Genomic DNA, 25,528 nt, shown 5'->3' with positions numbered 1-25,528 from the left:
ATGAAAGAGCAGCTTTCCATTTATCTCGAACCCGATCTTCTCCGCGCCGTGATCGCTCATGCTGATCGGCATAAGGTTTCGAAATCAGTCGTTGCGGAAGCGGCCATCGCATCTTTCCTGTCGCCGGATGCGGCGGAGCGGCAGGAAGCGGCGATCACCCGTCGCCTTGACCGGCTAACTCGCCAGCTTCAGCGCTGCGAGCGCGACATTGGTATTTCCGTCGAGACGATGGCGCTGTTTGTCCGCTTCTGGTTGATGGCCACGCCGGCGCTTCCCGAAGCCTCACAAGCCGCCGCCCGAGCCAAGGGGCTGGAGCGATACGAGGGCTTTGTCGAGGCGCTCGGTCGGCGTGTCGCAAACGGCAACTCCTTCTTGCGAGAGGTTTCAGAAGATCGGGGCGAAGCAATCGAGAAAAATTCAGAGTAATAGGTGAAGCGCGTTACGCGGCTTCTTTGCCCACTACGTTTTTCGAGGAGCATGGAAGCGGAAGCGCATTGCTGATCGAAGCAGCGTTGCTGGACTGCGATTGTCGCGCGCGTCGTTCAAAAGCGAAAATCCCCTGTCTTTGTAGGTCGGAGCGCGATTAGCACCTTTGCCTTGTTGCAAAAGGCAGTTTCCTGTCTCTTCTAATCATCCCCGTTAGCGGCACGAGAAACCTCGCCGCGAGAAACGGGGACCAGCGTGGCACACCATCTCCATCATGACAGGGGCGTCATCTCTCGCAGTGTGCGGATGTTGCGCACTGCGCTTGGACCTTCGATCGTTCCCTACCTTGAAGATCCCACCGTTGTCGAGGTGATGCTGAACCCGGACGGCCGCTTGTGGGTGGACCGGCTGAAGGAAGGGCTTGCCGATACCGGCGAGATGCTGTCGCCGGAAGACGGCGAGCGCATCGTGCGGCTGGTCGCCCATCATGTCGGCGCGGAAGTCCATGCCGGCAATCCCCGCGTTTCGGCCGAACTTCCGGAAACCGGCGAACGGTTCGAGGGGCTGTTGCCGCCCGTCGTTGTGGCCGCGACCTTTGCGATCCGCAAGCCCGCCGTCGCCGTGTTCACCCTGTCGGATTACGTGGCGGGCGGGATCATGACGCAAGCGCAGGCCGACGTGCTGCGCATCGCCGTCGAAAAGCGAAAGAACATCCTTGTCGCCGGCGGCACCAGCACCGGCAAAACCACCTTAACGAATGCACTTCTGGCTGAAGTCGCCAAAACCGCAGACCGCGTGGTGCTGATCGAGGACACGCGGGAACTGCAATGCGCTGCGCCGAACCTTGTCGCCATGCGCACCAAGGACGGCGTGGCCTCGCTCTCCGATCTGGTGAAGTCGTCGCTGCGCCTGCGCCCCGACCGCATTCCTGTCGGCGAGGTGCGCGGCGCGGAAGCGCTCGATCTCCTGAAAGCATGGGGCACCGGCCATCCCGGCGGGATCGGCACGATCCACGCCAATACCGCCATCGGCGCGCTGCGCCGCCTCGAACAGCTCGTGCAGGAAGTGGTGATGACGGTACCGCGTGCGCTGATCGCCGACACCATCGATCTCATTGCCTTTCTCTCCGGCCGTGGCTCCGCCCGCCGCCTATCCGAAATCGCCCTCGTGGACGGGATCGATCCCGTCACCGGCGATTACCGCACCTTGTCCGCTCAACTTCCTTCCGACCGCCAACCCCTCCCGAAAGGAGAAGACGCATGAACACGCTTGCCCTTTCCGTACCTTCCGCCCTTCGCCGTCTCCGCGGCCGCCTTGTCCACGCGACGGCGCTGGTGTCCGTTGTGTCCGTCACGCTGCTGGTGGTGGCACCCGCCCACGCTTCCGGTTCCTCAATGCCATGGGAGGAGCCGCTTCAGCAGATCCTCGAATCCATCGAGGGGCCGGTCGCCAAGATCGTCGCGGTCATCATCATCATCGCCACCGGCCTTGCACTGGCCTTCGGCGACACCTCGGGCGGGTTCCGCAAGCTGATACAGATCGTCTTCGGCCTGTCCATCGCCTTCGCAGCCAGTTCCTTCTTCCTGTCCTTCTTCAGCTTCGGCGGCGGGGTGTTGGTCTGATGGAGGACGTTCGCGGCTTCTTCGCGCCGGTCCACCGGTCGCTCACCGAACACATCCTGCTCGGCGGCGCTCCCCGCACTGTGGCCATCGTCAACGGCACTTTGGCCGGGGCCGTCGGTCTTGGCCTGCGGCTCTGGATCGCCGGTCTGGTGATCTGGGCCATCGGGCATTTCTTGGCAGTCTGGGCGGCACGGCGCGACGCGCAATTCGTGGACGTCGGCCGCCGACACCTGCGCTATCCGGCGCGCATGGGCGTGTGAGGGGAGATAGCCGATGCTGAACCTCTCCGAATACAGAAACAAGAACGCGGCGCTTTCCGACTTCCTGCCGTGGGCGGCGCTGATCGCACCGGGCGTCGTTTTGAACAAGGACGGCAGCTTTCAGAGGACGGCACGGTTTCGCGGTCCCGATCTCGACAGTGCAACGCCGTCCGAACTGGTGGGCACCACGGCCCGGCTCAACGGGGCGCTGCGCCGTCTCGGTTCCGGCTGGGCGATATTCGTCGAGGCGCAGCGCAATCCGGCCACCGAATATCCCGAGAGCCTGTTCGCCGATTCCGCATCGGCCCTGCTCGACGTGGAGCGCCGGGAGCAGTTTGAAGAAAGCGGCCTTCTCTTTGAGAGCAGCTATTTCCTCACCTTCGTCTGGCTGCCGCCCGCCGAAGAAGCCTCGCGCATGGAAGGCTGGCTCTACGAGGGCCGCGAGCGCTCCGGCGTTGATCCGTGGGAATTGCTGAAGGGCTTTATCGATCGCACTGACCGCGTATTGCATCTGGTCGAAGGGTTCGTGCCGGAAACCGGCTGGCTCGATGACACGGAGACGCTGACCTATCTGCATTCGACCATTTCCGCGAAACGCCATCGCGTCCGTGTTCCGGAAACGCCGATGCACCTCGACGCGCTTCTGGCCGATCAGCCGCTTGCCGGCGGGCTGGAGCCCCGTCTTGGCGATTTCCACCTGCGCACGCTGACCGTGATCGGGTTCCCGACCGTGACCTTTCCGGGGATACTGGACGACCTCAACAGGATCGCCTTTCCATATCGGTGGAGCACGCGGGCGATCATGCTCGACAAGACCGACGCCACCAGACTGGTGACGAGGATCAGGCGGCAATGGTTCGCCAAGCGGAAGTCGGTCGCGGCCATCCTCAAGGAAGTGCTGACCAACGAGCAATCCGTTCTTCTGGATTCGGATGCGGCCAACAAGGCAGCGGATGCCGATGCCGCGCTTCAGAATCTCGGTTCCGATCAGGTGGGCGCAGCCTATGTCACCGCAACCGTCACCGTGTGGGACGCCGATCCGCGCATTGCCGACGAAAAGCTTCGCCTCGCGGAAAAGGTCGTCCAGTCCCATGACTTCACGGCCATCGTGGAGACAGTGAATGCGATCGAGGCATGGATGGGCAGTATTCCCGGCCATGTCTATGCCAATGTCCGCCAGCCGCCCATCTCGACCCTGAACCTTGCGCACATGATGCCGTTGTCGGCGGTCTGGGCGGGGCCGGAGAAAGACGAACATCTCGACGCGCCGCCGCTGTTCTATGCGAAGACCGAAGGGGCGACGCCGTTCCGGTTTTCATTGCATGTCGGGGATGTGGGGCACACGATGGTCGTTGGTCCCACAGGTGCCGGCAAGTCGGTCCTGCTGGCGCTAATGGCCCTCCAGTTCCGCCGTTACGAACGCTCGCAGGTGTTCGCCTTCGATTTCGGCGGTTCGATCCGCGCCGCCACGCTTGCCATGCGCGGCGACTGGCAGGATTTGGGCGGCTCGCTCTCCGATGATACGGCGATGATGAACACCGTGTCGCTCCAGCCGCTTGGCCTCATCCACGACACGTCGGAACGGGCATGGGCCGCCGACTGGCTGGTGGATATTCTGATCCGCGAAGGCATCATCATCACCCCGGACGTCAAGGAGCATCTCTGGACGGCGTTGACATCGCTGGCATCCGCTCCGATCGTGGAACGCACGATCACCGGCCTGACGGTCCTTTTGCAATCGTCGGCGCTCAAGCAGGCCTTGCGCCCGTACTGCATCGGCGGTCCCTATGGCCGCTTGCTCGACGCGGAAATGGAATGGCTTGGCGACGCGTCGGTTCAAGCCTTCGAGACCGAAGGGCTGATCGGCACGGGTGCCGCCCTGGCCGTGCTGTCCTATCTCTTCCACCGCATCGAATCCCGTTTCGATGGTCGCCCGTCATTGCTCATCATCGACGAAGGCTGGCGAGCCCTGGACGATGGCGGCTTCGCCCAGAAAATCAAGGAATGGCTGAAGACGCTGCGCAAGAAGAACGTCGCCGTTGTCTTCTCTTCGCAATCGCTGGCCGACATCGAGGCGTCACCGATAGCGCCGGTCATTGTCGAAAGCTGCCCGACGCGCATCTTCCTCGCCAATGAACGGGCCATCGAACCGCAGATCGCATCCGTCTATCGGCAATTCGGCCTCAATGACCGGCAGATTGAGATTGTCGCTCGCGCCACGCCTAAGCGGGACTATTACTGCCAGTCGCGCAGAGGCAACCGGCTGTTCGAGCTTGGCCTTGGTTCCATCGCTCTCGCGCTCTGCGCATCGTCGGACAAGGCCGCCCATGCCCTGATCGACGAACTCATGAAGGACGGCGCAAAGCCGTATTTCCTCGAAGCATGGCTTGAGGCCAACGCGCTTCGCTGGGCCGCCGATCTTGTCCCCGATCTCACCAATGTCATCGACCTGTCCGCTGCCAGTGCGACTGGTGCGACTCGGCCGGCGGGCCAGTCTCCCATTTCCCCAACATCCGAAGAGGAGATTGCTCCATGACGAACATCGCCCGTCCCCCGCGTGCCCATGTTCTCGCCTGCGCCGTCAGCGCGTCCGCCATCCTGTTTCCCGTCACCTTGCCGCTTGCCGTGATCGCGTTCACGTCGTCTCCGGCACTGGCATGGCGCATTGTCTATGACCCGACGAACTACAGTCAGAATCTGCTTTCCGCCGCCCGCGCGCTGGAGCAGATCAACAATCAGGTGACGTCTCTCGCCAACGAGGCGCAGATGCTCATCAACCAGGCCAAAAACCTGACCAGCCTGCCGACCTCGCTCCTGTCGAAGATCGAAGGCAACTTTTCCGAGATGTCGTCGCTTCTCAACGAGGCGGACCAGCTCGCCTACAATGTCCAGAATATCGAAACGCAGTTCAACGCCACCTATCGCGATTTTGCGTCTGGCGACCGCACCGCGGCGCAACTGGTCTCTTCGGCGCAACAGCGCTGGCAGCAATCGGTATCGGCCTTCGAGCATTCGCTGAAGGCCGGAGCCGTCGCGGTAGGCAATATCGAAGGTACGCAGCAGCAGACCAGCGAGCTTGTCACCGCCAGCCAGTCGGCCGTGGGCGTGCTTCAGGCGACACAGGCAGGCAACCAGCTTCTCGCTGTGCAGGCGAAACAGATTTCCGACCTGACCGCCATGCTGGCCGCACAGGGCCGGGCCAATGCGCTCGAACAATCCCGGCAGGCCGCAGCGCAGGAGCAGGCTCGCGAGCAGTTTTCCCGTTTCATGACCGGGACTGCCTACAGTTCGTCCAGCGTTCGCATGTTCCACGATTGAGGAGCTTGCAACGATGGACCTGAAGATCGCCGCTCGGATGATCGCCGTCTTCGCAATTGGTGCAGGGCTGATCGCCGCAATCACGGCCTTGCATGACGATGAAGACAGGCCCGATGCCGACGCCCCCCGCATCGAGCGTCCGGGCGGCGACCCTGCTCGAAAAAGCGAGCTTGTCCGTTGCCGTGACCTCGGCACGGCCGCGCTCGAAGACACCGCCTGCCGCAAGGCATGGGCGGAGAACCGCCGCCGCTTCTTCCACATGGACAAGCCGGACCGGTCGACGCCGCCGAAACAGAACGCCGTCGAGGGAGAAACCCGATGAACAATGTCGGTGTTATCGACCGTTTCCTCGAAACCTTCACCAGTTATATCGACAGCGGTTTCGGACTGTTGTCCGGCGAGGTTGCCTTCCTGACCTCAACGCTGATCGTCATCGACATTGTGCTGGCCGGCCTGTTTTGGGCATGGGGCGCGGATGAGGACATTATCCAGAGGCTCGTGAAGAAGACCCTTTATATCGGCTTCTTCTCTTTCATCATCGGCAATTTCAACAACCTCGCCAAGATCGTCTTCGAGAGCTTTTCCGGGCTTGGCCTGAAGGCCGGTGGATCGTCGCTATCCGGCTCCGAGCTTCTTCAACCCGGCCGGGTCGCTCAGGTCGGCCTTGACGCCGGTTATCCGATCCTCAGTTCCATTGCCGATCTCACCGGCTACATCGCCTTCTTCGACAACTTCATCCAGATATTCATTCTGCTCGTGGCGTGGGTGATCGTGCTGATCGCCTTCTTCATCCTCGCCATCCAGATTTTTGTCACCCTGATCGAGTTCAAATTGACGGCGCTCGCCGGCTTCGTGCTGATCCCGTTCGCGCTGTTCAACAAGACGTCCTTCCTTGCCGAAAAGGTGCTCGGCAACATCGTCGCCTCTGGTGTGAAGATATTGGTTCTCGCCGTGATCGTCGGCATCGGCTCCGGCCTGTTCAGCGAGTTCACTGCCGGCTTCTCGGATCAACCGACGATCAGCGAAGCCCTGTCGCTGGTTCTCGGCGCGCTCGCCCTCATGGGCCTGTCGATCTTCGGCACTGGCATCGCTACCGGCCTTGTCTCGGGTGCGCCGCAGCTTGGCGCGGGTGCGGCGGTCGGAACCGGCCTTGCCGCCGCCGGCATCGCTGCCGGTGGGTTCATGACGGCGAAGGCCGGACTGGGGGCGGCAGGCGGGGCGATTGCCGGTAGCGTACGCGGCGGTGCTGCCTTGGCCGGTGGTGCCAGGACCGCCTACGGTCTCGGCGATGCTTCCGTGGGATCGACCGGGACCGGCGGCGGAGCGGCCGGCTTCGCTGCAGTCGTCCATGCAGGAGCCGGCCTTGCCATGAACAAGGGCAGGGATGCGGCCTCGCGCGCCGGGGAATCCATGCGCTCCAGCTATCGTTCCGGACAAGCCGCCGCGTGGAAGGCGACGGGCGGCAAGAACGACGTCAATCCCGGCGGCGCTGGCGGCGGCAAGGCTGCCAACGATCCGGTCTATGCCGCCTCGCAGCCCGCCAAGACCGTTTCCGGTTCCGACATTTCCCCGCAATCCGCATCCGCACCCGATTGGGCGCAGCGGATGAAGCGCAACAGCACCATTCACCACGGCGTGAGCACCGCAGCCCACACGATCCGCTCCGGTGATCATGGCGGCGGCTCCATGTCCGTCTCTCTCAATCAGGATGACAGCAAATGAATATCTTCAAGCGTCCTTCCGTGCGCTATGCCCGCACGCCAGAACCCGAAACGCCCTACCAGCGCGCCGGACAGGCATGGGACGAACGGATCGGCTCGGCCCGCGTCCAGGCAAGGAACTGGCGGCTCATGGCATTCGGTTCCCTCTTCCTTGCCGGTGGTTTCGCATCCGCCCTTGTCTGGCAGTCCACGCGCGGCACCGTGGTTCCGTGGGTGGTGCAGATCGACCGCTTCGGCGAGGCGCAGGCCGTGGCTCCCGCCGTGGCCGATTATCGGCCGACCGACCCGCAGATCGCATGGCACCTTGCCCGCTTCATCGAGCAGGTCCGCTCCATCCCCGTCGATGCGGTCATTGTGCGGCAGAACTGGCTTCGCGCCTATGAGTTCACCACGGATCGCGGCGCGATCGCGCTCAACGATTATGCGCGGTCGAACGATCCGTTCACCAAGGTCGGCAAGACGCAGATCTCGGTGGAGATTTCCAGCGTCATCCGAGCCTCTCCGGACAGCTTCCGTATCGCATGGGTGGAGCGTTCCTATGACAACGGCCAACTTTCCGGCACCGAGCGCTGGACGGCGATCCTGACCGTCGTGATCCAGCAGGCGCGCACCGCCGAAAAACTCCGGGCCAATCCACTCGGTGTCTATGTCAACGCAATCAACTGGTCGAAGGAAATGGGGCAATGAAGACGAATGAATCACGCATGAAGTCGCGCTACGCATCCGGAATGGTTCTGGCGCTGGTATCGGCAACCGTGCTGGCAGGTTGCGCCAAAAAATACATTCCGCCGGAAATCGACTATGACGACGCGGCTCCCGCCATGCTCAGGGCCGATCCGGTTCTTCCGGTCAAGGTGGTCGAGGTGCCGAAGACGTTGCCGCTGCCCGGACAGTTGAAGCCGGTCGATGGCGGGAAGAAGACCCCGGAATCTACCGATCCAAAGGTCCGGATCAGCGCGGCCAACGAGGCGGCACGGATGCAGCCGGTCCGTGACGGCTTCATCAACGCCGTGCAGGTCTATCCGTTCTCGGCCGGCGCGCTCTATCAGGTCTATGCCGCCCCCGGTCAGGTGACGGATGTTGCTCTTCAGCCGGGAGAAACCCTTGTCGGTTCCGGCCCGGTCGCCGCCGGTGACACCGTGCGGTGGATCATCGGCGATACGGAGAGCGGCGCGGGTGCGACGAAACAGGTTCATATCCTCGTCAAGCCGACACGGCCGGATATTCAGACCAACCTTGTCATCAACACCAACCTGCGCACCTATCATCTGGAATTGCGCTCGACGGAAAAGACCTACATGGCGTCCGTCTCGTGGCAATATCCCACCGACCAGCTCATTGCGCTCCGCCGTCAGAACGCCAAGGCAGCGGAAACGCAAGCCGTCGCGTCCGGCGTGGACATCTCGAAGATCAACTTCCGCTATCGCATCGAGGGCGACAGCGCGCCGTGGCGGCCGCTGCGCGCCTTCGATGATGGCGCGAAAGTCTATATCGAGTTTCCGTCCGGCATCGGACAGGGAGAAATGCCGCCGCTCTTCGTCATCGGCGGATCGGGCAATTCCGAACTGGTCAACTACCGCGCCCGCCAGAACTATTATGTCGTGGATAGGCTGTTCGCCGCCGCGGAACTCCGGCTTGGCGACAAGGACACGCAGAAGCGCGTTCGGATCGTCCGCACGGATGGCCGGCCGGCGACGGCCAAGCGCACGGCGCTGTTTTCCTCTGGGGGCGACCGATGAGCGGACAGGGACAATCACCGCAAAGGGATATTGCCGCGCAATTGCGCCTTCGCCCCGAACCGGCGCGTGTCACGCGGCTTTCCCGCAAGGTCCTGATCGGAGCCGGCGGTGTTGCGGGCATCGCCATTGCCGGCGCTCTGCTTTGGGCGCTCGACACCAGCCGGCGCGGCAACCAGTCCGCGACGGAGCTTTACAACGTGGACAATAAGACGCCGGCCGATGGGCTGGCCGGTCTGCCGAAGGATTACACCAATATCCCAAAGCTCGGTCCAGCCCTTCCGGGCGACCTCGGCCGGCCGATCCTGCGGGCGCAGGAACAGGGCAAGCCGGTTGTCGCGCCGAATATCCAGACGCCGCGCGTCGACGCGCAAGAGCAGCGCCGCCTTGCCGAGATCGAGGCTGCGCGGCTGGCGAAACTCTTCACCGACAGCCGGGGAGAGCGGACGACCGGCAATCAGCAGGTCGCATCCGTAGCCGGAACGAACGCCGATACGGCCAACGCTCTCAACCTGCCCGCTGAAACGCCACCGCTCGATTCCGGTTCGGCGCAGAACATGCAGGATCGGAAACTGGCCTTCGTCAACGCGGAGACTGACCGCCGCACCGTCAGCGCCGACCGCGTGCAGGAGAGGGCGTCGCCCTATATCGTGCAGGCTGGCACCGTCATTGCCGCCGCGCTCATCACCGGGATCAAGTCCGATCTTCCCGGCCAGATCACCGCGCAGGTCACGGAGCACGTCTATGACAGTCCAACCGGATCGCATCTGCTGATCCCGCAAGGCTCCCGCCTGATCGGCCAGTACGACAGCCAGGTCGCGTTCGGACAGTCCCGCGTGTTGCTGGTATGGAACCGGCTCATTATGCCTGACGGCACATCCATCGTGCTCGAACGCCTTCAGGGTGCCGATCCCCAAGGCTTCTCCGGTCTGCAGGATGGCGTCGATTATCATTGGGGCCAATTATTCAGGGCCGCCGCCCTCTCGACGCTGCTTGGCATCGGCACCGAGATTGGCTCCAGCAATGACGAGAACGAAATCGCCAAGGCGATCCGTGAAAGCGCGCAGGACACCGCTTCCGACGTCGGCCAGCAGATCGTGCGCCGACAGCTCAACATCCAGCCGACACTCACGATCCGGCCGGGGTTCCCGGTGCGCGTGATCGTTCAGCGGGATTTACTCATGCAGGCATATGGTGCTGCGAAGGAGCCGACATGACCAAGTTGAAACTCTCCGCCATTCCCGACGACCGACCGGTAAAAATCACCGTCGAGCTTCCGGCAGAGGTGTTTCGGGACTTGCAGGCTTACAGCCAATTTCGCATGGGCCCCTTGCAGATTTACAGCCGCAAGCGTTAACCGCGTAGCCTGCCTAATGGGAATAAGACGTAAAACCGCAACATAATGCAACATACCCGAATAAAGTTTTGCAGGAGATAATATAGAGGTAAGGCAGAACGCGGCGCGTAGGCCGCGGACAAATCAGCACCCGAACAGGTCCGACCTACAACAGTTGACAGCCATGGCACTATCCCCGCAGCCGCGGAAACACCGTTGCTCACAAAACGGCCTCACAGACCCAGGCGTGCATTCTGATCGTTGAAGACGACGAAGCTATTGCCAGCATGCTGGTCGATCTTGTCACCGCCCACGGCTTCCAGGCCGCATCGGCGGCGAATGGCAGAGAGATGGACAATACGCTATCACGTCATGACTTTGATCTGATCCTCCTTGATGGCATGCTTCCTGGGGAAGGCGGCTTTAGTATTTGCCGACGCCTGCGGGCGGCAGGAGAGACGCCGATCCTGATGCTAACGGCCTTGCGGGGAGATATCGATCGCATCCCTGGTCTTGAACTTGGTGCGGATGATTATGTCACGAAGCCGTTCAATTCTCGTGAGTTGTTGGCCCGCATCAAGAACATTCTTCGGCGAGCCGCGGATCGACAGCAAGAGCCCGAGGCCGAGCTTGAACCAATGACGTTTTCGGGTTGGACCATCGACCCGCGCAGCCGGCAATTATTCGATGCCGATGGCGCACAGGTTTCCATGACAACGGCCGAGTTCGACCTGCTGTGGGCTTTTTGCTCCCATCCTAACAAAGTTCTCACATGCGAGCAGCTTCTGGCCATGACTCATGCGGGTTCGGCGGGGCCGATCGAGCGTAGTATCGATGCCCATATCAGCCGCGTTCGCCAGAAGATCGAGCCAAATCTGAAGGATCCGACGTTTATCAAGACCGTCCGGTTGGGCGGATACCTGTTTGCCTCGAAAGTGGAACGTGTTCCATGAGGGGGTTGCGCAGCACCTCGATCCGCAAACAGCTCTTTTTCCTTGCCCTCTTGCTCGTCGTTCTTGTGTCGACGGTCGCGGCAATGTCAGAACCTTTTATCTATGGGCGCCACGATAAGGGCATCGAAATTGGTCTCTTTGCGGGTCGCGTGGAGACAATCCTCGAGCAGTTTGGACGCAGCCGAGACCCAGCAGAAGAAGATGCCGTAATTCACCTTGCCGAGCGGATGGGCATTTCGGTACATCGCGCTTCGTCCTCCCAAGCCACCATTTCCTACCAGGCAGGCACGCCGACGCCGCAAGTTCTGGAGCACGTCAAAGAGCTTATCAACGATGGGATCTGGACTTCGATTCGGAATGCGTTTCGCTCAAATAGCGGCCCACCAGTATTGACCGTCAAGGTTGACGACAACAGAGCTCTCTCGTTTGCTATGCCGCAATTTCCTAGCAGCGTCTGGCTGGCACCGGCAATGGCGAGCGGCCTCCTGAAAATCGTCATCCCTCTCATTTTGCTCGCCTATATCGGCAGCTGGCTGATAACAGAACCTCTCGTCCGCTTCGCGGCCGCCGCGCAAAGGGTGAGCATGGACGACCACTCGGAGGAGCCCTTCAAAGCCGAGGGCGCATCCGAAATTCGCAGCCTCGCAGCCTCCCTCAATGTCATGCAAGGCCGAATCCAGACGATGCTGCGAGAGCGAACGAGGGTCCTTCGCGCCATAAGCCACGACCTTCGAACCCCGCTGACAAGATTGCGGATGCGGATCGACCGTTCGTCCGAACCTGAACTCAAAGAGCTCATGCTGGCTGACGTCACCACGCTGTCGTCGCTGATTGACGCGAGCCTGAGCTTCCTGGACAACAGGTTCGAACCACCACGCAAAGTCGACCTGTCGAGTTTGCTCCAGACGATCTCCAACGACTTTGCGGATACAGGCGTCGAAGTCCGCTTCGTCGGTCCGCGCAGGCTCAAATACGCTTGCATGCCGCAGGGCCTGACGCGAGCAGTCTCAAATCTGGTCGATAACGCTTCAAGATTTGCCGAGCACATCGAAATCGAACTGATAAGCAACCAGGACGGCGGCGTGCTGATCCGCGTTTCGGATGACGGGCCGGGGTTGCCTGACGAATTGAAGCATCGTGTTCTTGAGCCGTTCTTCAAGGCAGATGAATCCCGCCAGACAGGGGGGAGGAGTGGCGGCTTCGGACTGGGGCTTTCCATTGCTCAGGGCATCGTAACCATAGGCCACAAGGGTGCGTTCCGGTTGCTCGACCGGGAGCCTAACGGACTTGTGGTAGAGATCGCGCTACCTCCTGTCGAAGGCGTGCAAGCTTCAGCATCGCAAATCGATGTGGTCAAGGCATAGAGCGTTCACGTCCACGCGAACATTTCCCAACATTACTGAAAACACAATAACGTCGCAGTCGGCTATCGCTCGTCCAGCCACATTCGCCACTCGGCGTAACCACCGGCTGGAGCAAAAACGTGAAGATCTTTTCCAAAGCCAGCGCATCCCTTCTCGCTGCCATCTGCGCTCTCGCCAGTTGCACCACTGCTGATCCAACAGCTTATGCCGGGCTTGCGTCCGCGCAGCACCTTAAGGCCGACCCGAGTGACAGAAGCGGCCGCGTTCCTTACCGATACAATAGCGGCGCCAACTGGAAGCAGTATGACAAGGTCATCATCGACCCGGTGACCGTCTATCGAGGTCAGGACAATCAGTTCGTCAAAGTCAGTGAGCAGGACAAGGCCTCGCTGGCCAGCTACATGCAGTCCCAGTTCACGCAGAAACTTCGTACGCGGTTTTCGGTCGTAAATGCGCCTGCACCTGGAACGCTGCGCATCCACTTGACCCTGACGGGTGCAAAAACAACAACGCCAGTCCTTGGGCCATTCTCGCACCTTGATGTTGGCGGTGGCGTCTACAACGCCGTGCAGGCCGCGAGAGACAAGGAGGGTTCGATGACCGGTTCAGTTGCCTACGCTGTCGAGATCTACGACGCGACGAGCAATACTTTGCTGCTCTCCTATGTGACCAAGCAGTATCCGAACGCGATGAACGTGGGAGCCAGCTTTGGCGCTCTGAAGGCCTCCCAGGTGGCGATTGATAAGGGTGCTGACGCGCTTCTAGCGCAGTTGCGCTAGCGGGAACAGTCGCAACATATCTCAATATCAAACGACACACCGCAACAGCGAACAGATGCATGGTGTCATTGTCCAGGGTCAATTTGGCGAGACAGGCCGTGTTCTGCAAGTCGCCCAAGGAATAGCTGCGCACGAACGGCGAACTGAACATCACGGCCTACGGGCGTAGCCAAGGAGGAAGCAAATGAAACGCAATGCAATAGCTTTGGGTGTGGCGGCCATTCTTACCGTTGCTGCTGTGGGACCTGCCCTCTCGCAGGCCGTCAACTATGATGACCGGTTTTCAGATCCCTACGAAGTCGATGGCAATACGGAATCGCGCTTCCTGCATGCGTGGAACCGCCATCACGACGCCGAGAACAGATGGTCCGGTCGCAGGAGCTTTGGTCCCGACGACGTCATCACCTTGCTCGAGGATCGTGGCTACCGGGTGCGGGATGTTCAGGACGTCGGTGAGCGCTATCTGGTCAAGGCGACGCGCGGCAGCGATAACCTGCTTGTCAGTGTCTCGCGTGGCGGCGAGATCATGGGTGTCGTTCACGACAGATATTAGCAAGTCGGCAACTCAACATCTAGGCACGTTCGTCGCAACGCTTGAACCGAGCTGACGCGGTTGAGGCACGCCGCAGTGAGGTGCAGCAAGAATTCTCACTTTGGTCCTCACGAAAGGCAACCCATGTCCGGTCATTTTGAAGGCGACATCATCTCTCCTCCCGAAGCGCCCAGCGCGAGTGTCATCCGTATCGAGCGTGTTTGGCAACACCGCCATGACCTCGAGCTCCCTGTCCCGAAGCCTCGGCACAACCGCGCACGGTTTATGGCTCTGGGAGCCGGGGGGCTTCTACTCGGTGCAACCTGTGTTTTCTCCTACAGCGATCTGGTGCCGACAAACGGTCTCGATCCGAAAGAGGCAATGGCTTCTCATCCCGTCGACCAGGAAATTGTGGCCGCTTCACCCAAGCTGCGAGACGTTGTCGACGCCGCACCCGCAACCGTCCACATCAACGAGACGCAAGTCGCGTCGCTTCCATACGTCGCGATACCAACGAAGCGTCCGTTCTACGAACACGTACAATCCGGAAAACCTGAGCATTCGACATCGACCACGAACTCCTCGGATGTCGTGCATTTCGACAGATGCAAGCCGAGCTGTGAATCCCGGGATCCGCTAGTTGTCAGGATGACGCCGGCCGCGGTCCAGGCTGAACAGGCTACGATCACTAATGAAGCCGCAAAGTTCGACAGCCCAAATCGCGCAATGGAAGTCGGTGCATCCGCTCTGAACGGGGCAGGTTATTTGTTGACCCAAACCGCGGCTCTACCCTTCACGACGCTGAGGCTAGGTCGGGATGCAGTGATCAAAGTGTCTGGATTGGATTGATTTCAACTTGAGCCCGTTGCCGCCGGCAGATCGCCGCGACGCAACTGCGGGCGTGCAATTCCCAAGGATGACCAGAATGAGAACATGGACGGCCATATTGCTGTGTTCACTCGCTATACCAGTCCTGTCCGGCTGCGTAAGCGACGACTACCCCTACGATCGACGATCCGATTATTCGCGGGATTTCTATGGGACCCCAGAGCAACGCGACCGTGCTCGAGAGGCCTGGCAGCGCCAGCAAGTTCGGCGTGACGAGATAAATCGGCGAGACGAGGCCGGTTATCGGGAAACCAGAGAGCACCGCCAATTTTGTCGAAATTCTCCTTCGTCAGTGTTTTGCAGATACGACTAGCGAAATCGATACGCACGGCTAGGCTGGAAGCCGATCCGAACTTCTGGGCTCAAACGGGTTGTTTTGTTGGCAGAGACCGTCATCACTGCGTGTAACAATCATAGCCAAGAGGAAGACCGCGGTGATCCGGCATACAGTTGCATTTAGGTTGAGACATCTTGCCGGATCCGATGCGGAACGGCGGTTTTTGACGAAGCGATGGTGCTGGCCAAGATACCCGGTGTCAGGAACTTTCAGCAGCTACGACAGATAAGTTCGAAGAACACCTTTCACTTTCTGTTTTCTATGGAATTCGACGATCAAGCGGCCTACGACTACTATAATCAGCACCCTGTCCACACTGCATTTGTGCGTGAAAAATGGCAGGCCGAAGTGGCCGAGTTCCTCGAAGGAGACTACATCGATCTTAGATTGATGAAACCACCATTGGCACAACAACTGATGCAAATTGGCCTCCAGCCATACCGGGAGCACCAGCAACTATGTCGCCTCGCCTCGCGCGTATCGAGCTGGTATTTCGGTAGCGCCGATCGCCAGATCCAGATTGGCGTCAAGCGTACTCCGGATTAACCGCGATCATCAACAACAACCGCGTCCAAGCTGCAGAAACATTGCCACACCGTATTTGAACGATGGAGCCTTTTCGCGACCTTTTTCGTCATCAGGTCGATGAATCCCAATTTTGCTGCCAAGATCGTGCCTGGTTGTATGGTCAAAAATTTATATTGCAGTCCGAATTTCTACAATGCTACTGACCCGATCCCATGTCTTGGCGCACCTCTGGTACGCTCGTCACACGTCGCAATCTAATCGAACATATCGCCTTGGTATTGGCTTGGTTTTGACATCGCCAGGTTGTTTGGGTCGTCCATAAGTCATCCAAATAAAGGAAACGACAATGTTCAAAGGCGAATTGACAATCGAAGATGTTCTCAATGACCCGCTTATCCGTCAGGTGATGCATGCTGACGGTGTATCTTCCCAGCAACTTCGGCACCTGCTGCGCAATGCACGCGAGAGATACCTGACCGCGAGCCAACAAGATGGACCAAGGCCTGCCTCTGCGATTGCTTCTTTAGTGTTGATAGAAAGAACTCCATGGTGTCCATCCCGCAGAAGTGCCGCATCGCAACAAAACATAATCTGAAAAGACACTCTGCAACAGACCCTTGCGCCATAGTCGAGTGCATGAGCAGGGCCGAGCCGACCGGCGCGAACTTCGCTCTGCACATTTAACATAGGGACGTTGACATGCAGTTCAGACTTTTGGCCTTCGCAGCGCTGGCGCTATCTTCCGCCGTTCCCGTTCTAGCGGCCGATCTCGTTTACGAGCAACCTGCACCTCCGAGCGAGCAGCAGGTCTACTCCGCTTATGACTGGTCTGGTTTTTATCTCGGTGCACAGGGCGGATACAACTGGAATCAGGCCACCATTCTTGGCTCCAACGTTGATCTCGACAGTGGCTCGTTCGGCGCCCATGCCGGCTACAATTTCCAACATGGAAATATTGTTTTTGGTATCGAAAACGACTTCAACTACAATTTTGAAGATGGCAGCGACGCAACTGTGGAGTGGGATGCGTCGGGTCGGGGTCGTTTCGGCTATGCCTGGGACAGGACCTTGTTCTTCGCGACGGCAGGTGTCGCTGCGGCAGGTGCCAAAGTCGATGTTCCAGGAGCCGGGACGAAGGACGAGATCCTCATCGGCTGGACTGCAGGTGGCGGTTTAGAGCATGCCTTTACCGACAACATCCTGGTGCGCGGAGAATATCGCTATTCGGACTTCGGTAGCAAAGACTTCGGCTCGAGCATTGGAGACTTCAGCGCCACGCAGCATAAGGTACTCTTCGGTGCCAGCTACAAGTTCTGACAAGTAGCGGTCCGATCACCCGATAGCCACTTTTCGGACTGCCATCCTCGCTATTACCCCCGGCGAGGATGGCAGTTCCCCAATAATAGCTCCGCGCAACATATTGCAACAAATTCGAACATAAAATCATACAAATATCAGGTATCGTTCCACCAGAGTTACGGGGGACAGTCTTGATGAGCTCAGAATTCCATGACAGCGGCAAACGCGAAGCCGATTTTCTCAAGCAGCTTGCAAATCCAAAGAGACTTCTGATCGGTTCACACCTGATTTATCACGAGGAAGATGTGAACAGTTTAGCTCGAAAAGTCGACCTTTCACAGTCTGCGTTGAGCCAGCACCTAGCCGGCCTCCACAATTCAGGCCTTATCACTTTCAGGAGACAGGCCCAGTTCCGGTATTACCGCTGCGATCGCCGACCGATATGATCCCCACGCTGGATGAAGCCAATCGTCCCAAAGCGCCGGAGATCGAAGGCGTTACCTCTGAGCAGCACCACCACGGGCGGCGACTCGCCGTGACCCATAGGCTGCATCTGCAACAGGTCGCGCAGGTGGAAGATGTTATCCGCCAGACTGCGGCAGGCCATGCCGATCTGATACGTGCCAGCGAGGCGGTGGCCGATCTGAAGACGACCGCCAACTATCGCCTGTTCAGCAATCTGTGCGGGCGGGAATTTCTGCATCTGACGTTCCACCATACCAGCGACGATGAACATATCTTCCCCGCCCTGATGTGCGGCAGTGAAGGTCTGCGCCGGGTCATCCAGCGGCTGCCCGAGCAGCACGCGGTCATCCACGCTTTGCTGGAGCGGTTGGAAGCCCAGGCGATCGCCCTGCTTGATGCGCCTGAGCAGGAGAGTTTCGTCCGTCTCAAGGAAACTTTTGGGCAGCTCGCCAGCACGGTCCGCTTGCATTTCGGCTATGAGAAGCCCCATGTAACCGCCGTTCGTCTCTCACCACCGCGCTCCCGATGGGGGCGAGCCTGCTTATCATCCCGGCATCGGCGCAAGAGAAGCTCGGAGCTGCGGCCAAGGGTGACCACGCGCGCCGCGATCATTTCACTTCCGAACGGTGCCACCTCGATCAACGAGAACCGCAGACAATTACCACATCGCTCAACGGCTTTACCCGCCGCAATGAACAAGGTGACGAAACTCGCAAGTTAGCGAACACGATGGGAGGGCGGAATTTTTGATCCGGCTTGAAATCAGGGAAAATCCACGACTTTGCCATTCTCTCTCGGCGGCGGCTGGCCTCGCACGGCACCAAATTTGAACGATCGCATTCATGCGGCCGATTCTCAACTACGTTCAGCTCGTGCAACTTCGTCAGGCGTTGATCGTCGCGGAGGAAGGCAGCTTCATTCGCGCCGGCAGGAGACTCAATACGCACTACTCCCATGTGAGCCGGAAGATTCGGGAGCTGGAAGGGTCGGTCGGCATCACGATATTCACCCGCAACGGAAACGGCGTGATGCCCACGCCCGAAGGAGGGGATTTCCTTCGAGGCATTCGCCGAGTCATCGCCGACCTCGAAAGCGTTCTCAATCTCGCCGATACGGCACGCAGAGGAGCGGCCGGAAGCCTCTCCATCGGTTTTTATGTATCGATACTGGATGGGGAACTCTGCGACATCGTTTGTCAGTTCATCCGCGAGCACCCCGACGTGTCCCTGCAATTCCTTGAGGCGCCACGCGCCACGCTGGCCGTCGCCATAAACAACCACACCATCGACGTGAAAATTTCGACATCGCAGGCGCGTACCAGCGATTCCACCATTCCACTATGGACGGAGTGTGTTCTTGCGGCCCTTCGGACCGACCATCAACTTGCTGCCAAAGAGATCATCGACTGGCAGGATCTCGCTACGGAAACGGTCCTCCTTCGTCGCCATGAGCCTGGAGTGGAATTGCGCAATCTCCTGCTGTCGAACATCGGCGATACGTCCCGAATGAGCATCGTTCATCAAGACGTGGAGCGGGACTCCCTGCTGGGGCTTGTCCGCAAAGGCGACGGGCTCGCCCTTGTCTATGAGACGGACGCCGGAATCAGCCATTCGGAGATCGTCTATCGCGAAATAAAGGGCAAATGCTATTCGGCCCGCGTCCGCTACCACGCGCATTGGCGTTCCGATAATACCAATCCGGCACTGAAGAGTTTTCTTTGCCTGCTCCGCAAGCGATACGCTACGGTGGAATGCGGCGGGCAGCGATAGAATTTACGATCCGGCTTGTCCCGATCGCTTCGCTTTGCTGAAACCTTTGTCAGTCGTCATGAGGCGCTGAGCATCGGTGCAACGAGCTTGGCCGGATCGGGCAGCGTGGTTTCTCCCGGCGGTTTTGGCGAGGATGGCCGCATAAGCCCGCAAGTCACTGAATACCGGCGCGGGCAACTCGACGGTGATCTTCACCGGCCGGTCATCGGGAATGCGGAAAGCTTCAGCTTGGTCATGTCGGCTCCTTTGCTGCATTCCACGGCTGCATGAGTAGATCCTTTTGAACGATGATTCGGATCGGTAAGCCCGGCCGGACGGTGAGAGTTGGCTGGATGTTGAGTTGGCGGCGCACGATCTGCTGGCCGACGTCCTCCACGCCGTCCTGCGCGCTTTCGCGGATTGCCTTGGCGATCTCGGTTTCGTCGTTGTCGCTGCCGATGGACGCGCCGATGCCGAGAGGAGAGAGCAGCGGCCTTGAACGGTTGGCCCCAATGGTAGTCGACGCCATCCTCAAGGCCGGAGAAGCCCTGCGGGTCGGTGCCTTGCAACCGTTCAAGCACGATGGATGTGCCGTCCGGCATGATGAGGCGGTTCCAGACCAGCAGCACGCGCGACTGGCCGAACGCGACCTGGCTGTTATACTGGCCGATCAGGCGAGAGCCTTGCGGGATCAGGAGATGCGCGCCGGTCGGGCTGTCATAGACGTGTTCCGTCACTTGCGCCGTGACCTGTCCCGGCAGATCGGACTTGATGCCGGTGATCAGCGACCCGGGAATGACCGTGCCGGCCTGCACGATATAGGGCGAGGCTTTTTCCTGCATGCAGTCGGGACTGACGGTGCGCTTATCGCTCTCCGCGTTGACGAAAGCCAGCTTGCGATCCTGCATGTTCTGCACAGAACCGGCGTCGAGCGGCGGGGTTTCGGCCGGCAGCGTCAGGCCGGTCGTGGGATCGACAGTGGCGCCCGCGCGCGTGGTATCGATCTGATTGCCGGCCGTTCGCTCACCACGGCTGTCCGTGAACAGCTTCGCCAGCCGGGCGGCTTCCATCTCGGCAAGCCGTCGCTCTTCTTCCGGATCGGCGCGCGGCGTCTGGATATTGGGCGTGACCACCGGCCGACCTTCCTCCTGCGCGCGCAGGATCGGCCGGCCGAGGTCGCCGGGAAGCGCGGGACCGAGCTTCGGGATGTTGAGTCTCGCGGCAGGCCCGCCAGCCCATCGGCGATACATCATAGCCTGGAAGCTGTGCACGACCATGAAGGTCGAGGACGTCACCGACACGCTCGACCTGGCGCTTGCCGCATCAGGCTGCGACCGCGTCAAGGTCGAACACCGGCCGCGCCTGCTGTCGGACAACGGCCCGTGTTATGTCGCCTCCGATCTCGGCGAATGGCTGGAGAAATATGCCATCGAGCAGGTCCATGGTGCTCCTGGCCATCCGCAAACGCAGGGAAAGATCGAGCGCTGGCACCAGACGCTTAAGAACCGCATCCTGCTCGAAAACTACTTCTTCCAGGAGGACCTGGAAGCGCAGATCGCGGCCTTCGTCGAGCATTATAACCATCGCCGACACCACGAGAGCCTCGACAATCTCACTCCGGCCGACGTCTACTTCGGGCGTGGACAGACCATCCTGCTTGAACGCGAAAGGATCAAACGAGACACAATCAGACTGCGCCGCTTGAACCACCAAGCCAAAGCGGCTTAAATCAACACGCAAAACGAGCCGCAAACTCCAATCTTCCAAAGCCCGAAAGTCACAAATCATTCGACGACGGACAATCGTGGAGCACACTCAGCACATGCGGATTGGATACTCCCGGTACCATGGTCGATGGCTCGGCCTTTCATTGATGCGAATGGCGCATCTGCCTCGGCGTCGTTCCGTACGTGGTCCTAAATGCCCTGTTGAAATAGCTGATGTCATTGAAGCCCCAGCTCAAGGCAATCTCTGTGACGGACCGCCTCTTGTTGATATCGAGCGCGAAGCTGTCTCTCGCGCCCTGCAATCTCGTTCTGAGAATAAGGCCGCCGGGTGAAATGCCGTTTTCCGCGCAAAGCCGCCTGAGAGACCTTGGGGACATTCCGGCCAGGACCGCCATATCTGTTTGATTGAACGAAGGGTCCCGCACTTTCTCGATGAGACGATCACGCAACCGCTCAAAAAGCACGCGCCGTGGTGAAAGATCTCCGGTCGACGACAGAACGCCGGTGGCAATAAGATCGAAGGCAGTGCGCTCCATCGGCGAAAGGCTGCCTTCGTCGATCTGGCTTCCACGCGCCGCGAGACTCTGGAGGAAGTCCAGCGCGACGGCGCCAGCACCCTGTCTTGCGTCGAACGTCCTGGCTGTCATATTGCCGACGCATGGCATCGTCGAGATCATCCGCTCTCGATCGACTCTCAGCACCAATTGCTTGAATGGCCCGTCAAAACCCAGGGAATAGGGGCGCATGCTTTCGTAAAGGACGAATTCGCCTGGAGCCGTCCGTGCCTGTCGCTCGTCCTGGACGACAAGCCCGTATCCTGATAGCTGAAACGCAACGAGCACCACCTCCTGTTGATCGGCCCGGATATGTCGCCGCGTTCTCTCGGTGAGCTGGGCCGTCGAATCCACCAGGCTCAGGCTATGGCTGTGCGGAAGAAACTCCTGGACCGCGCCATAAAATCCGTCTGTTTCGGCTTTGCTTTCGAGACGTACATAGGTCGACCAAAGCTGTTCCTTCCAAAGCGAAAGTGTATCGGATTTCGCAGACATCATTCGCTTTGCTTTCAATCATCCGGTTCAATGTGTGCATTTTCTTGCGGATTATAACGCAAGAATCGTGCCGCGCATATCAAATGGCCGTCTCCGACAAGAATGGAGGCCAGCCAGCCCAAGTGCGAGGACTTGCGCTGTGGCACCACTGTTCCCTGAGTTAGAACAGAGGGAACCGTCATGCTCACCAAATACAAAGTTGCGGCTGTGCAGGCCGCACCGGAATTTCTCGATATCGAAAAGGGTGTCGACAAGGCGATCGGCCTCATTGAGCAGGCCGCTTCGCAAGGCGCGTCACTCATCGCTTTCCCGGAAGTCTGGCTGCCCGGCTATCCCTGGTGGATCTGGCTCGATTCACCGGCCTCGGGGATGCAGTTTGTCGGCAAATACTTTGCCAATGCCATGGAGATTGGCGATGTCCACTATGAACGGCTGAGGGCTGCGGCGGCAAGGAATTCTATCCACGTCGTGATGGGCTTTACGGAACGGGCAGGCGGCAGTCTTTATCTCGCGCAGGCGCTTTTCAGCGACAGCGGCGAGGTCATCGCCAATCGCCGCAAGCTCAAGCCGACCCATGCCGAGCGCACGGTCTTTGGCGAGGGCGATGGATCGCATATCGCGGTGCATTCGACAAAGCTGGGTCGGCTGGGCGCGCTGTGCTGTGCCGAACACATTCAGCCGCTGTCAAAATATGCAATGTACTCACAAAACGAGCAGATCCATGTCGCAAGCTGGCCAAGCTTCTCCGTCTACCGCGGTGCAGCGTTTCAGCTGAGTGCCGAGGCCAATCTTGCTGCCAGTCAGGTCTATGCGCTTGAAGGCCAATGTTATGTGCTTGCGCCCTGTGCCTTGGTTTCGAAGCCGATGATCGAGATGCTGGTGGACACGCTGGCAAAACAGAACTTGCTGCTTGAAGGCGGTGGCTTCACGATGATTTTCGGGCCGGACGGCTCACCTCTGGCAGACGCTATCCCGGAAACCGAGGAGGGGATAATGTATGCGGATATTGACCTCGGCTTCATTGGGGTCGCCAAGGCGGCCTATGATCCTACCGGCCACTATTCCCGTCCCGATGTCCTGCGCCTTCTGTTCAACAAACGAGAACAGCCACGCGTTCAGTCTTTTGATCCGGATCTTAATGAAATCGAATGAGGACGCTGTTCGGTGCTGGTTCGGAAACGACGCCGGCTTTGGACTTCAAAAAGGAGAAAACCATGAGTAACAAACCTGCTATTATTCTGGTGCACGGCTTCTGGGGTGGAGCGGCGCATTGGGGAAAAGTGGTGCTCGAGTTGGCGCGCAAGGGGCATCAGTCCATTCACGCCGTCGAACTGCCGTTGACGTCTCTGGCCGAGGATGCAGAGCGTACGCGTAAAATGGTGGCCCAACAGAAAGGGCCTGTCTTGCTCGTAGGCCATTCCTACGGCGGCGCGGTCATAACGGAAGTCGGAGATCAGCCGAATGTGGCGGGGCTTGTCTATATCGCCGCCTTTGCGCCCGATGCCGGTGAAAGTCCGGGCGGCATCACCCAGCAGCACCCTCCCGCGGCAATAGCCAATATCGAGCCGGACAGCGATGGCTACCTCTGGCTCAAGGCCGATAGGCTCCATGAAAGCTTCTGCCAGGATATGACGCCCGAAGAGGGTTTCGTTATGGCGGCAACCCAAAAGGCGCCGCTGGCCAGTACCTTTGGAGATGCCGTCACCACCCCGGCCTGGAAGAAGAAGTCGTCCTGGTATCAAATATCCAGCGAAGACCGGATGATTGCGCCTGAAAATCAGGCGGCGATGTCGGCACGCCTGAATGCCCGGAAGGTCATTACGTTAAAGGCAAGTCATGCGTCGCTTATGTCGAAGTCTTTCGAGGTCGCGGGCCTTATCGATGAGGCGGCGGTCGAGTTGGCTCAATAAGAGCAACGAGTTTTCGCGAGAACCATGACCCTACGTCGAAGCCAATTGCTTACACCGTCGTCGTGCGGGGTATGTCAGGACTGGCCATTATTTTCGCTCGGATGTTGTCCGGGTGCTGTTCAACTGGCGTGAACAACAAGACGTCCGTCCCTTCGAGCCGGGCAACTTAGAAATCGAACAATGCGACGACTCCGGATTGGTTGACACAAACGCCGTTAATCCGAGTTCGCTTCCCCAGAACGGAGAAAGCAGATGGATATTTCAAGACGACAAATACTTGGGGCATCCGCTGCTGCCCTTTATCTTTCTCGTCTAGCACAGGATGTGCACGCCGCGGACGCAACGCAATCCGCATCCGGACATGCTTTGCCGGGAAGTCGCCTGACGGAGGAGTTCAAGGTTGCCGCCGTGCAGGCAGAAACCGTCTACCTTGATCTCAAAGGCGGCGTCGACAAGACGATCCGCTTGATTGGAGAAGCTGCAATTGCCGGAGCCAAACTTGTTGCCTTCCCGGAGCTATGGCTACCCGGGTACCCGTTCGGTCATGAATCCGAGCAATGGAAGAAGGCCTATTTGAAGCAATACGTTGCCAACTCGCTTCAGATAGGCAGCGGCGAATGGCGATTACTTTTGGAGGCTGCCGCACGCGAGAAAATTTTCGTGTCGCTTGGGTATAGCGAATTGGACGGCGATTACCTCTATATGGGGCAGGCGTTGATCGGGGCAGATGGCAAGCCTGTACAACTCCGTCGCAAGCTTCGTCCATCTGGCAGCGAAAGAACTGTATGGAGCGATAGCGATGCATCTGGCCTGAAGGTCTACGAGACGGAAATCGGTCGCGTCGGCTCGCTGAGTTGCTGGGAGCATATGCACCCGCAAATGACTTATATCCTGCAGTCACAGATGGAACACATCCATATCGGTGCTTGGCCCATATTACCGGAAGCTAACGGGTTCAATTGGGCAGGTCCTGCAGTCAATCTTGCCGCAGCGCGCTATTATGCAACAATCACCGGTGCCATCACAATCGTGCCCTGCGGTGTCGTTGGCGATGAAGCATATTCGAAATTTCAAGAAATCCCTGCTAGCAGATGGGTCCCCAAGGGAGGAGGGCACGCCAGAATATTTGGAGGCAACGGTGCCGAGATTGGAAACATCTTGCCTCCAGATAAGGAAGGGCTCTCAATTGCCACAGTCGATCCCAAAACGTTTTCGCTGAAGACGGAGGATCCCGATGGCGAATTTTCCTTCGGAGTTCTGCAGTTCATCCTTGATAATTATCCTGGACAGCGTGTTCCCGACAAGGAGCATGGCAACAGAAACCTAGTGCTGATAGACACGTTCTGAAGACGATGTCCAACCTTGCTCAGTAGCATTGACCCTGTCACTGAACTTTCATCCAGCGGCGACTAGAGTCCCGGCGGTTACTCGCGCTGTGGTCTAACTTCGGATAAAGTGCTGTGGCAGGCAAACGCTTTGGCCGGTGGGAATGCGTTGCGCTTTGACCAACCAACACCGGGACCTCCGAGA

26 protein-coding genes and 4 pseudogenes are annotated in these 25,528 nt (G+C 59.2%); 27 read left to right on the top strand and 3 right to left on the bottom strand.

Annotated elements, in window-relative coordinates:
• The 23 genes and pseudogenes from ACQZ48_RS20500 to ACQZ48_RS20390 all read left to right on the top strand — a co-directional run bounded on the left by ACQZ48_RS20500 (window position 1) and on the right by ACQZ48_RS20390 (window position 19,333).
• The gene (locus ACQZ48_RS20500) at window positions 1–426 is read left to right on the top strand and encodes a CopG family transcriptional regulator (RefSeq protein WP_448729342.1); all 426 of its coding nucleotides are present in this window, start codon (window positions 1–3) and stop codon (window positions 424–426) included.
• 306 nt (window positions 427–732) lie between these two features.
• Window positions 733–1,689, top strand: a complete 957-nt coding sequence (trbB, locus tag ACQZ48_RS20495) for a P-type conjugative transfer ATPase TrbB (protein WP_448729374.1) — start codon at window positions 733–735, stop codon at window positions 1,687–1,689.
• Window positions 1,686–2,048 carry a TrbC/VirB2 family protein gene (locus ACQZ48_RS20490; RefSeq protein WP_448729341.1) on the top strand — a complete coding sequence of 121 codons (363 nt, stop codon included), beginning with the start codon at window positions 1,686–1,688 and terminating at the stop codon, window positions 2,046–2,048. The genes trbB and ACQZ48_RS20490 overlap by 4 nt, the downstream gene beginning before the upstream one ends.
• Window positions 2,048–2,308 (top strand): VirB3 family type IV secretion system protein, encoded by a 261-nt coding sequence (locus ACQZ48_RS20485; protein WP_448729340.1) that lies wholly within the window; start codon window positions 2,048–2,050, stop codon window positions 2,306–2,308. The genes ACQZ48_RS20490 and ACQZ48_RS20485 overlap by 1 nt, the downstream gene beginning before the upstream one ends.
• 13 nt (window positions 2,309–2,321) lie before the next feature.
• Entirely contained in the window at window positions 2,322–4,844 is a 2,523-nt protein-coding gene (gene trbE / locus ACQZ48_RS20480; protein WP_448729339.1) for a conjugal transfer protein TrbE, read from the top strand.
• Window positions 4,841–5,626, top strand: coding sequence for a P-type conjugative transfer protein TrbJ (gene trbJ / locus ACQZ48_RS20475; protein WP_448729338.1), 786 nt, complete (start codon window positions 4,841–4,843; stop codon window positions 5,624–5,626). Before trbE ends, trbJ begins: the two co-directional genes overlap by 4 nt.
• Window positions 5,627–5,639: 13 nt before the next feature.
• Window positions 5,640–5,948 carry a putative entry exclusion protein TrbK-alt gene (trbK-alt, locus tag ACQZ48_RS20470; protein WP_448729337.1) on the top strand — a complete coding sequence of 103 codons (309 nt, stop codon included), beginning with the start codon at window positions 5,640–5,642 and terminating at the stop codon, window positions 5,946–5,948.
• Complete coding sequence (gene trbL / locus ACQZ48_RS20465) at window positions 5,945–7,348, top strand: P-type conjugative transfer protein TrbL (protein WP_448729336.1); 1,404 nt, start codon at window positions 5,945–5,947, stop codon at window positions 7,346–7,348. Before trbK-alt ends, trbL begins: the two co-directional genes overlap by 4 nt.
• Window positions 7,345–8,034, top strand: a complete 690-nt coding sequence (gene trbF, locus ACQZ48_RS20460; protein ID WP_448729335.1) for a conjugal transfer protein TrbF — start codon at window positions 7,345–7,347, stop codon at window positions 8,032–8,034. The genes trbL and trbF overlap by 4 nt, the downstream gene beginning before the upstream one ends.
• Window positions 8,035–8,051: 17 nt before the next feature.
• Window positions 8,052–9,086 (top strand): P-type conjugative transfer protein TrbG, encoded by a 1,035-nt coding sequence (gene trbG / locus ACQZ48_RS20455; RefSeq protein ID WP_448729373.1) that lies wholly within the window; start codon window positions 8,052–8,054, stop codon window positions 9,084–9,086.
• Window positions 9,083–10,300, top strand: coding sequence for a TrbI/VirB10 family protein (locus tag ACQZ48_RS20450; protein ID WP_448729334.1), 1,218 nt, complete (start codon window positions 9,083–9,085; stop codon window positions 10,298–10,300). Before trbG ends, ACQZ48_RS20450 begins: the two co-directional genes overlap by 4 nt.
• A pseudogene (locus tag ACQZ48_RS20445) lies at window positions 10,297–10,398 on the top strand (DUF2274 domain-containing protein); the annotation flags it as partial. The gene ACQZ48_RS20450 and the pseudogene ACQZ48_RS20445, both read left to right, overlap by 4 nt.
• A gap of 308 nt (window positions 10,399–10,706) precedes the next feature.
• Window positions 10,707–11,372, top strand: a complete 666-nt coding sequence (locus ACQZ48_RS20440) for a response regulator (protein ID WP_448729333.1) — start codon at window positions 10,707–10,709, stop codon at window positions 11,370–11,372.
• Window positions 11,369–12,736, top strand: a complete 1,368-nt coding sequence (locus ACQZ48_RS20435; protein WP_448729332.1) for an ATP-binding protein — start codon at window positions 11,369–11,371, stop codon at window positions 12,734–12,736. Before ACQZ48_RS20440 ends, ACQZ48_RS20435 begins: the two co-directional genes overlap by 4 nt.
• A 119-nt stretch (window positions 12,737–12,855) precedes the next feature.
• Entirely contained in the window at window positions 12,856–13,515 is a 660-nt protein-coding gene (locus tag ACQZ48_RS20430; RefSeq protein ID WP_448729331.1) for a DUF3313 domain-containing protein, read from the top strand.
• Window positions 13,516–13,699: 184 nt separating this feature from the next.
• Window positions 13,700–14,068: a hypothetical protein gene (locus ACQZ48_RS20425; RefSeq protein ID WP_448729330.1), complete on the top strand. Its 369-nt coding sequence runs from the start codon at window positions 13,700–13,702 to the stop codon at window positions 14,066–14,068.
• A gap of 123 nt (window positions 14,069–14,191) precedes the next feature.
• Window positions 14,192–14,896, top strand: a complete 705-nt coding sequence (locus ACQZ48_RS20420) for a hypothetical protein (protein ID WP_448729329.1) — start codon at window positions 14,192–14,194, stop codon at window positions 14,894–14,896.
• A 473-nt stretch (window positions 14,897–15,369) separates the two neighbouring features.
• Window positions 15,370–15,656 (top strand): annotated as a pseudogene (locus ACQZ48_RS20415) (Dabb family protein); the annotation flags it as partial.
• A 490-nt stretch (window positions 15,657–16,146) separates the two neighbouring features.
• On the top strand, window positions 16,147–16,395 hold the full coding sequence (locus ACQZ48_RS20410) for a hypothetical protein (protein WP_448729328.1): 249 nt from the start codon (window positions 16,147–16,149) through the stop codon (window positions 16,393–16,395).
• Window positions 16,396–16,499: 104 nt separating this feature from the next.
• Window positions 16,500–17,117, top strand: a complete 618-nt coding sequence (locus ACQZ48_RS20405) for an outer membrane protein (protein WP_448729327.1) — start codon at window positions 16,500–16,502, stop codon at window positions 17,115–17,117.
• A 176-nt stretch (window positions 17,118–17,293) separates the two neighbouring features.
• Complete coding sequence (locus ACQZ48_RS20400; RefSeq protein WP_448729326.1) at window positions 17,294–17,545, top strand: ArsR/SmtB family transcription factor; 252 nt, start codon at window positions 17,294–17,296, stop codon at window positions 17,543–17,545.
• Window positions 17,542–18,285, top strand: a complete 744-nt coding sequence (locus ACQZ48_RS20395; RefSeq protein WP_448729325.1) for a hemerythrin domain-containing protein — start codon at window positions 17,542–17,544, stop codon at window positions 18,283–18,285. Before ACQZ48_RS20400 ends, ACQZ48_RS20395 begins: the two co-directional genes overlap by 4 nt.
• Before the next feature lie 121 nt (window positions 18,286–18,406).
• Window positions 18,407–19,333, top strand: a complete 927-nt coding sequence (locus ACQZ48_RS20390; protein WP_448729324.1) for a LysR family transcriptional regulator — start codon at window positions 18,407–18,409, stop codon at window positions 19,331–19,333.
• 3 nt (window positions 19,334–19,336) lie between these two features.
• Here ACQZ48_RS20390 and ACQZ48_RS20385 read toward each other — a convergent pair whose 3' ends face one another.
• The gene (locus ACQZ48_RS20385; RefSeq protein ID WP_448729323.1) at window positions 19,337–19,588 is read right to left on the bottom strand and encodes a DUF2274 domain-containing protein; all 252 of its coding nucleotides are present in this window, start codon (window positions 19,586–19,588) and stop codon (window positions 19,337–19,339) included.
• Window positions 19,566–20,555: pseudogene (locus tag ACQZ48_RS20380) on the bottom strand (TraB/TrbI/VirB10 family type IV secretion system protein); the annotation flags it as partial. The pseudogene ACQZ48_RS20380 and the gene ACQZ48_RS20385, both read right to left, overlap by 23 nt.
• On the opposite strand from ACQZ48_RS20380, the pseudogene ACQZ48_RS20375 reads away from it, so the two are divergent.
• A pseudogene (locus ACQZ48_RS20375) lies at window positions 20,555–21,040 on the top strand (transposase); the annotation flags it as partial. The pseudogenes ACQZ48_RS20380 and ACQZ48_RS20375 overlap by 1 nt on opposite strands.
• A gap of 139 nt (window positions 21,041–21,179) precedes the next feature.
• Here ACQZ48_RS20375 and ACQZ48_RS20370 read toward each other — a convergent pair.
• Window positions 21,180–22,091, bottom strand: coding sequence for an AraC-like ligand-binding domain-containing protein (locus ACQZ48_RS20370; protein WP_448729322.1), 912 nt, complete (start codon window positions 22,089–22,091; stop codon window positions 21,180–21,182).
• 177 nt (window positions 22,092–22,268) lie between these two features.
• On the opposite strand from ACQZ48_RS20370, the gene ACQZ48_RS20365 reads away from it, so the two are divergent.
• From ACQZ48_RS20365 to ACQZ48_RS20355, 3 genes are all read left to right on the top strand, one after another.
• Window positions 22,269–23,240 carry a carbon-nitrogen hydrolase family protein gene (locus ACQZ48_RS20365; RefSeq protein ID WP_448729321.1) on the top strand — a complete coding sequence of 324 codons (972 nt, stop codon included), beginning with the start codon at window positions 22,269–22,271 and terminating at the stop codon, window positions 23,238–23,240.
• 62 nt (window positions 23,241–23,302) lie between these two features.
• A complete protein-coding gene (locus tag ACQZ48_RS20360; RefSeq protein WP_448729372.1) occupies window positions 23,303–23,998 on the top strand; it encodes an alpha/beta hydrolase in 696 nt (231 codons plus the stop codon).
• A 252-nt stretch (window positions 23,999–24,250) separates the two neighbouring features.
• On the top strand, window positions 24,251–25,345 hold the full coding sequence (locus tag ACQZ48_RS20355; RefSeq protein WP_448729320.1) for a nitrilase-related carbon-nitrogen hydrolase: 1,095 nt from the start codon (window positions 24,251–24,253) through the stop codon (window positions 25,343–25,345).
• Window positions 25,346–25,528 lie beyond the last annotated feature (183 nt).

The sequence above is a fragment of the Agrobacterium sp. 22-209-1 genome (genome assembly GCF_053522485.1).
Note: the sequence above shows the minus strand (reverse complement) of the source record. Positions and strands in the feature narration are given on the sequence as shown.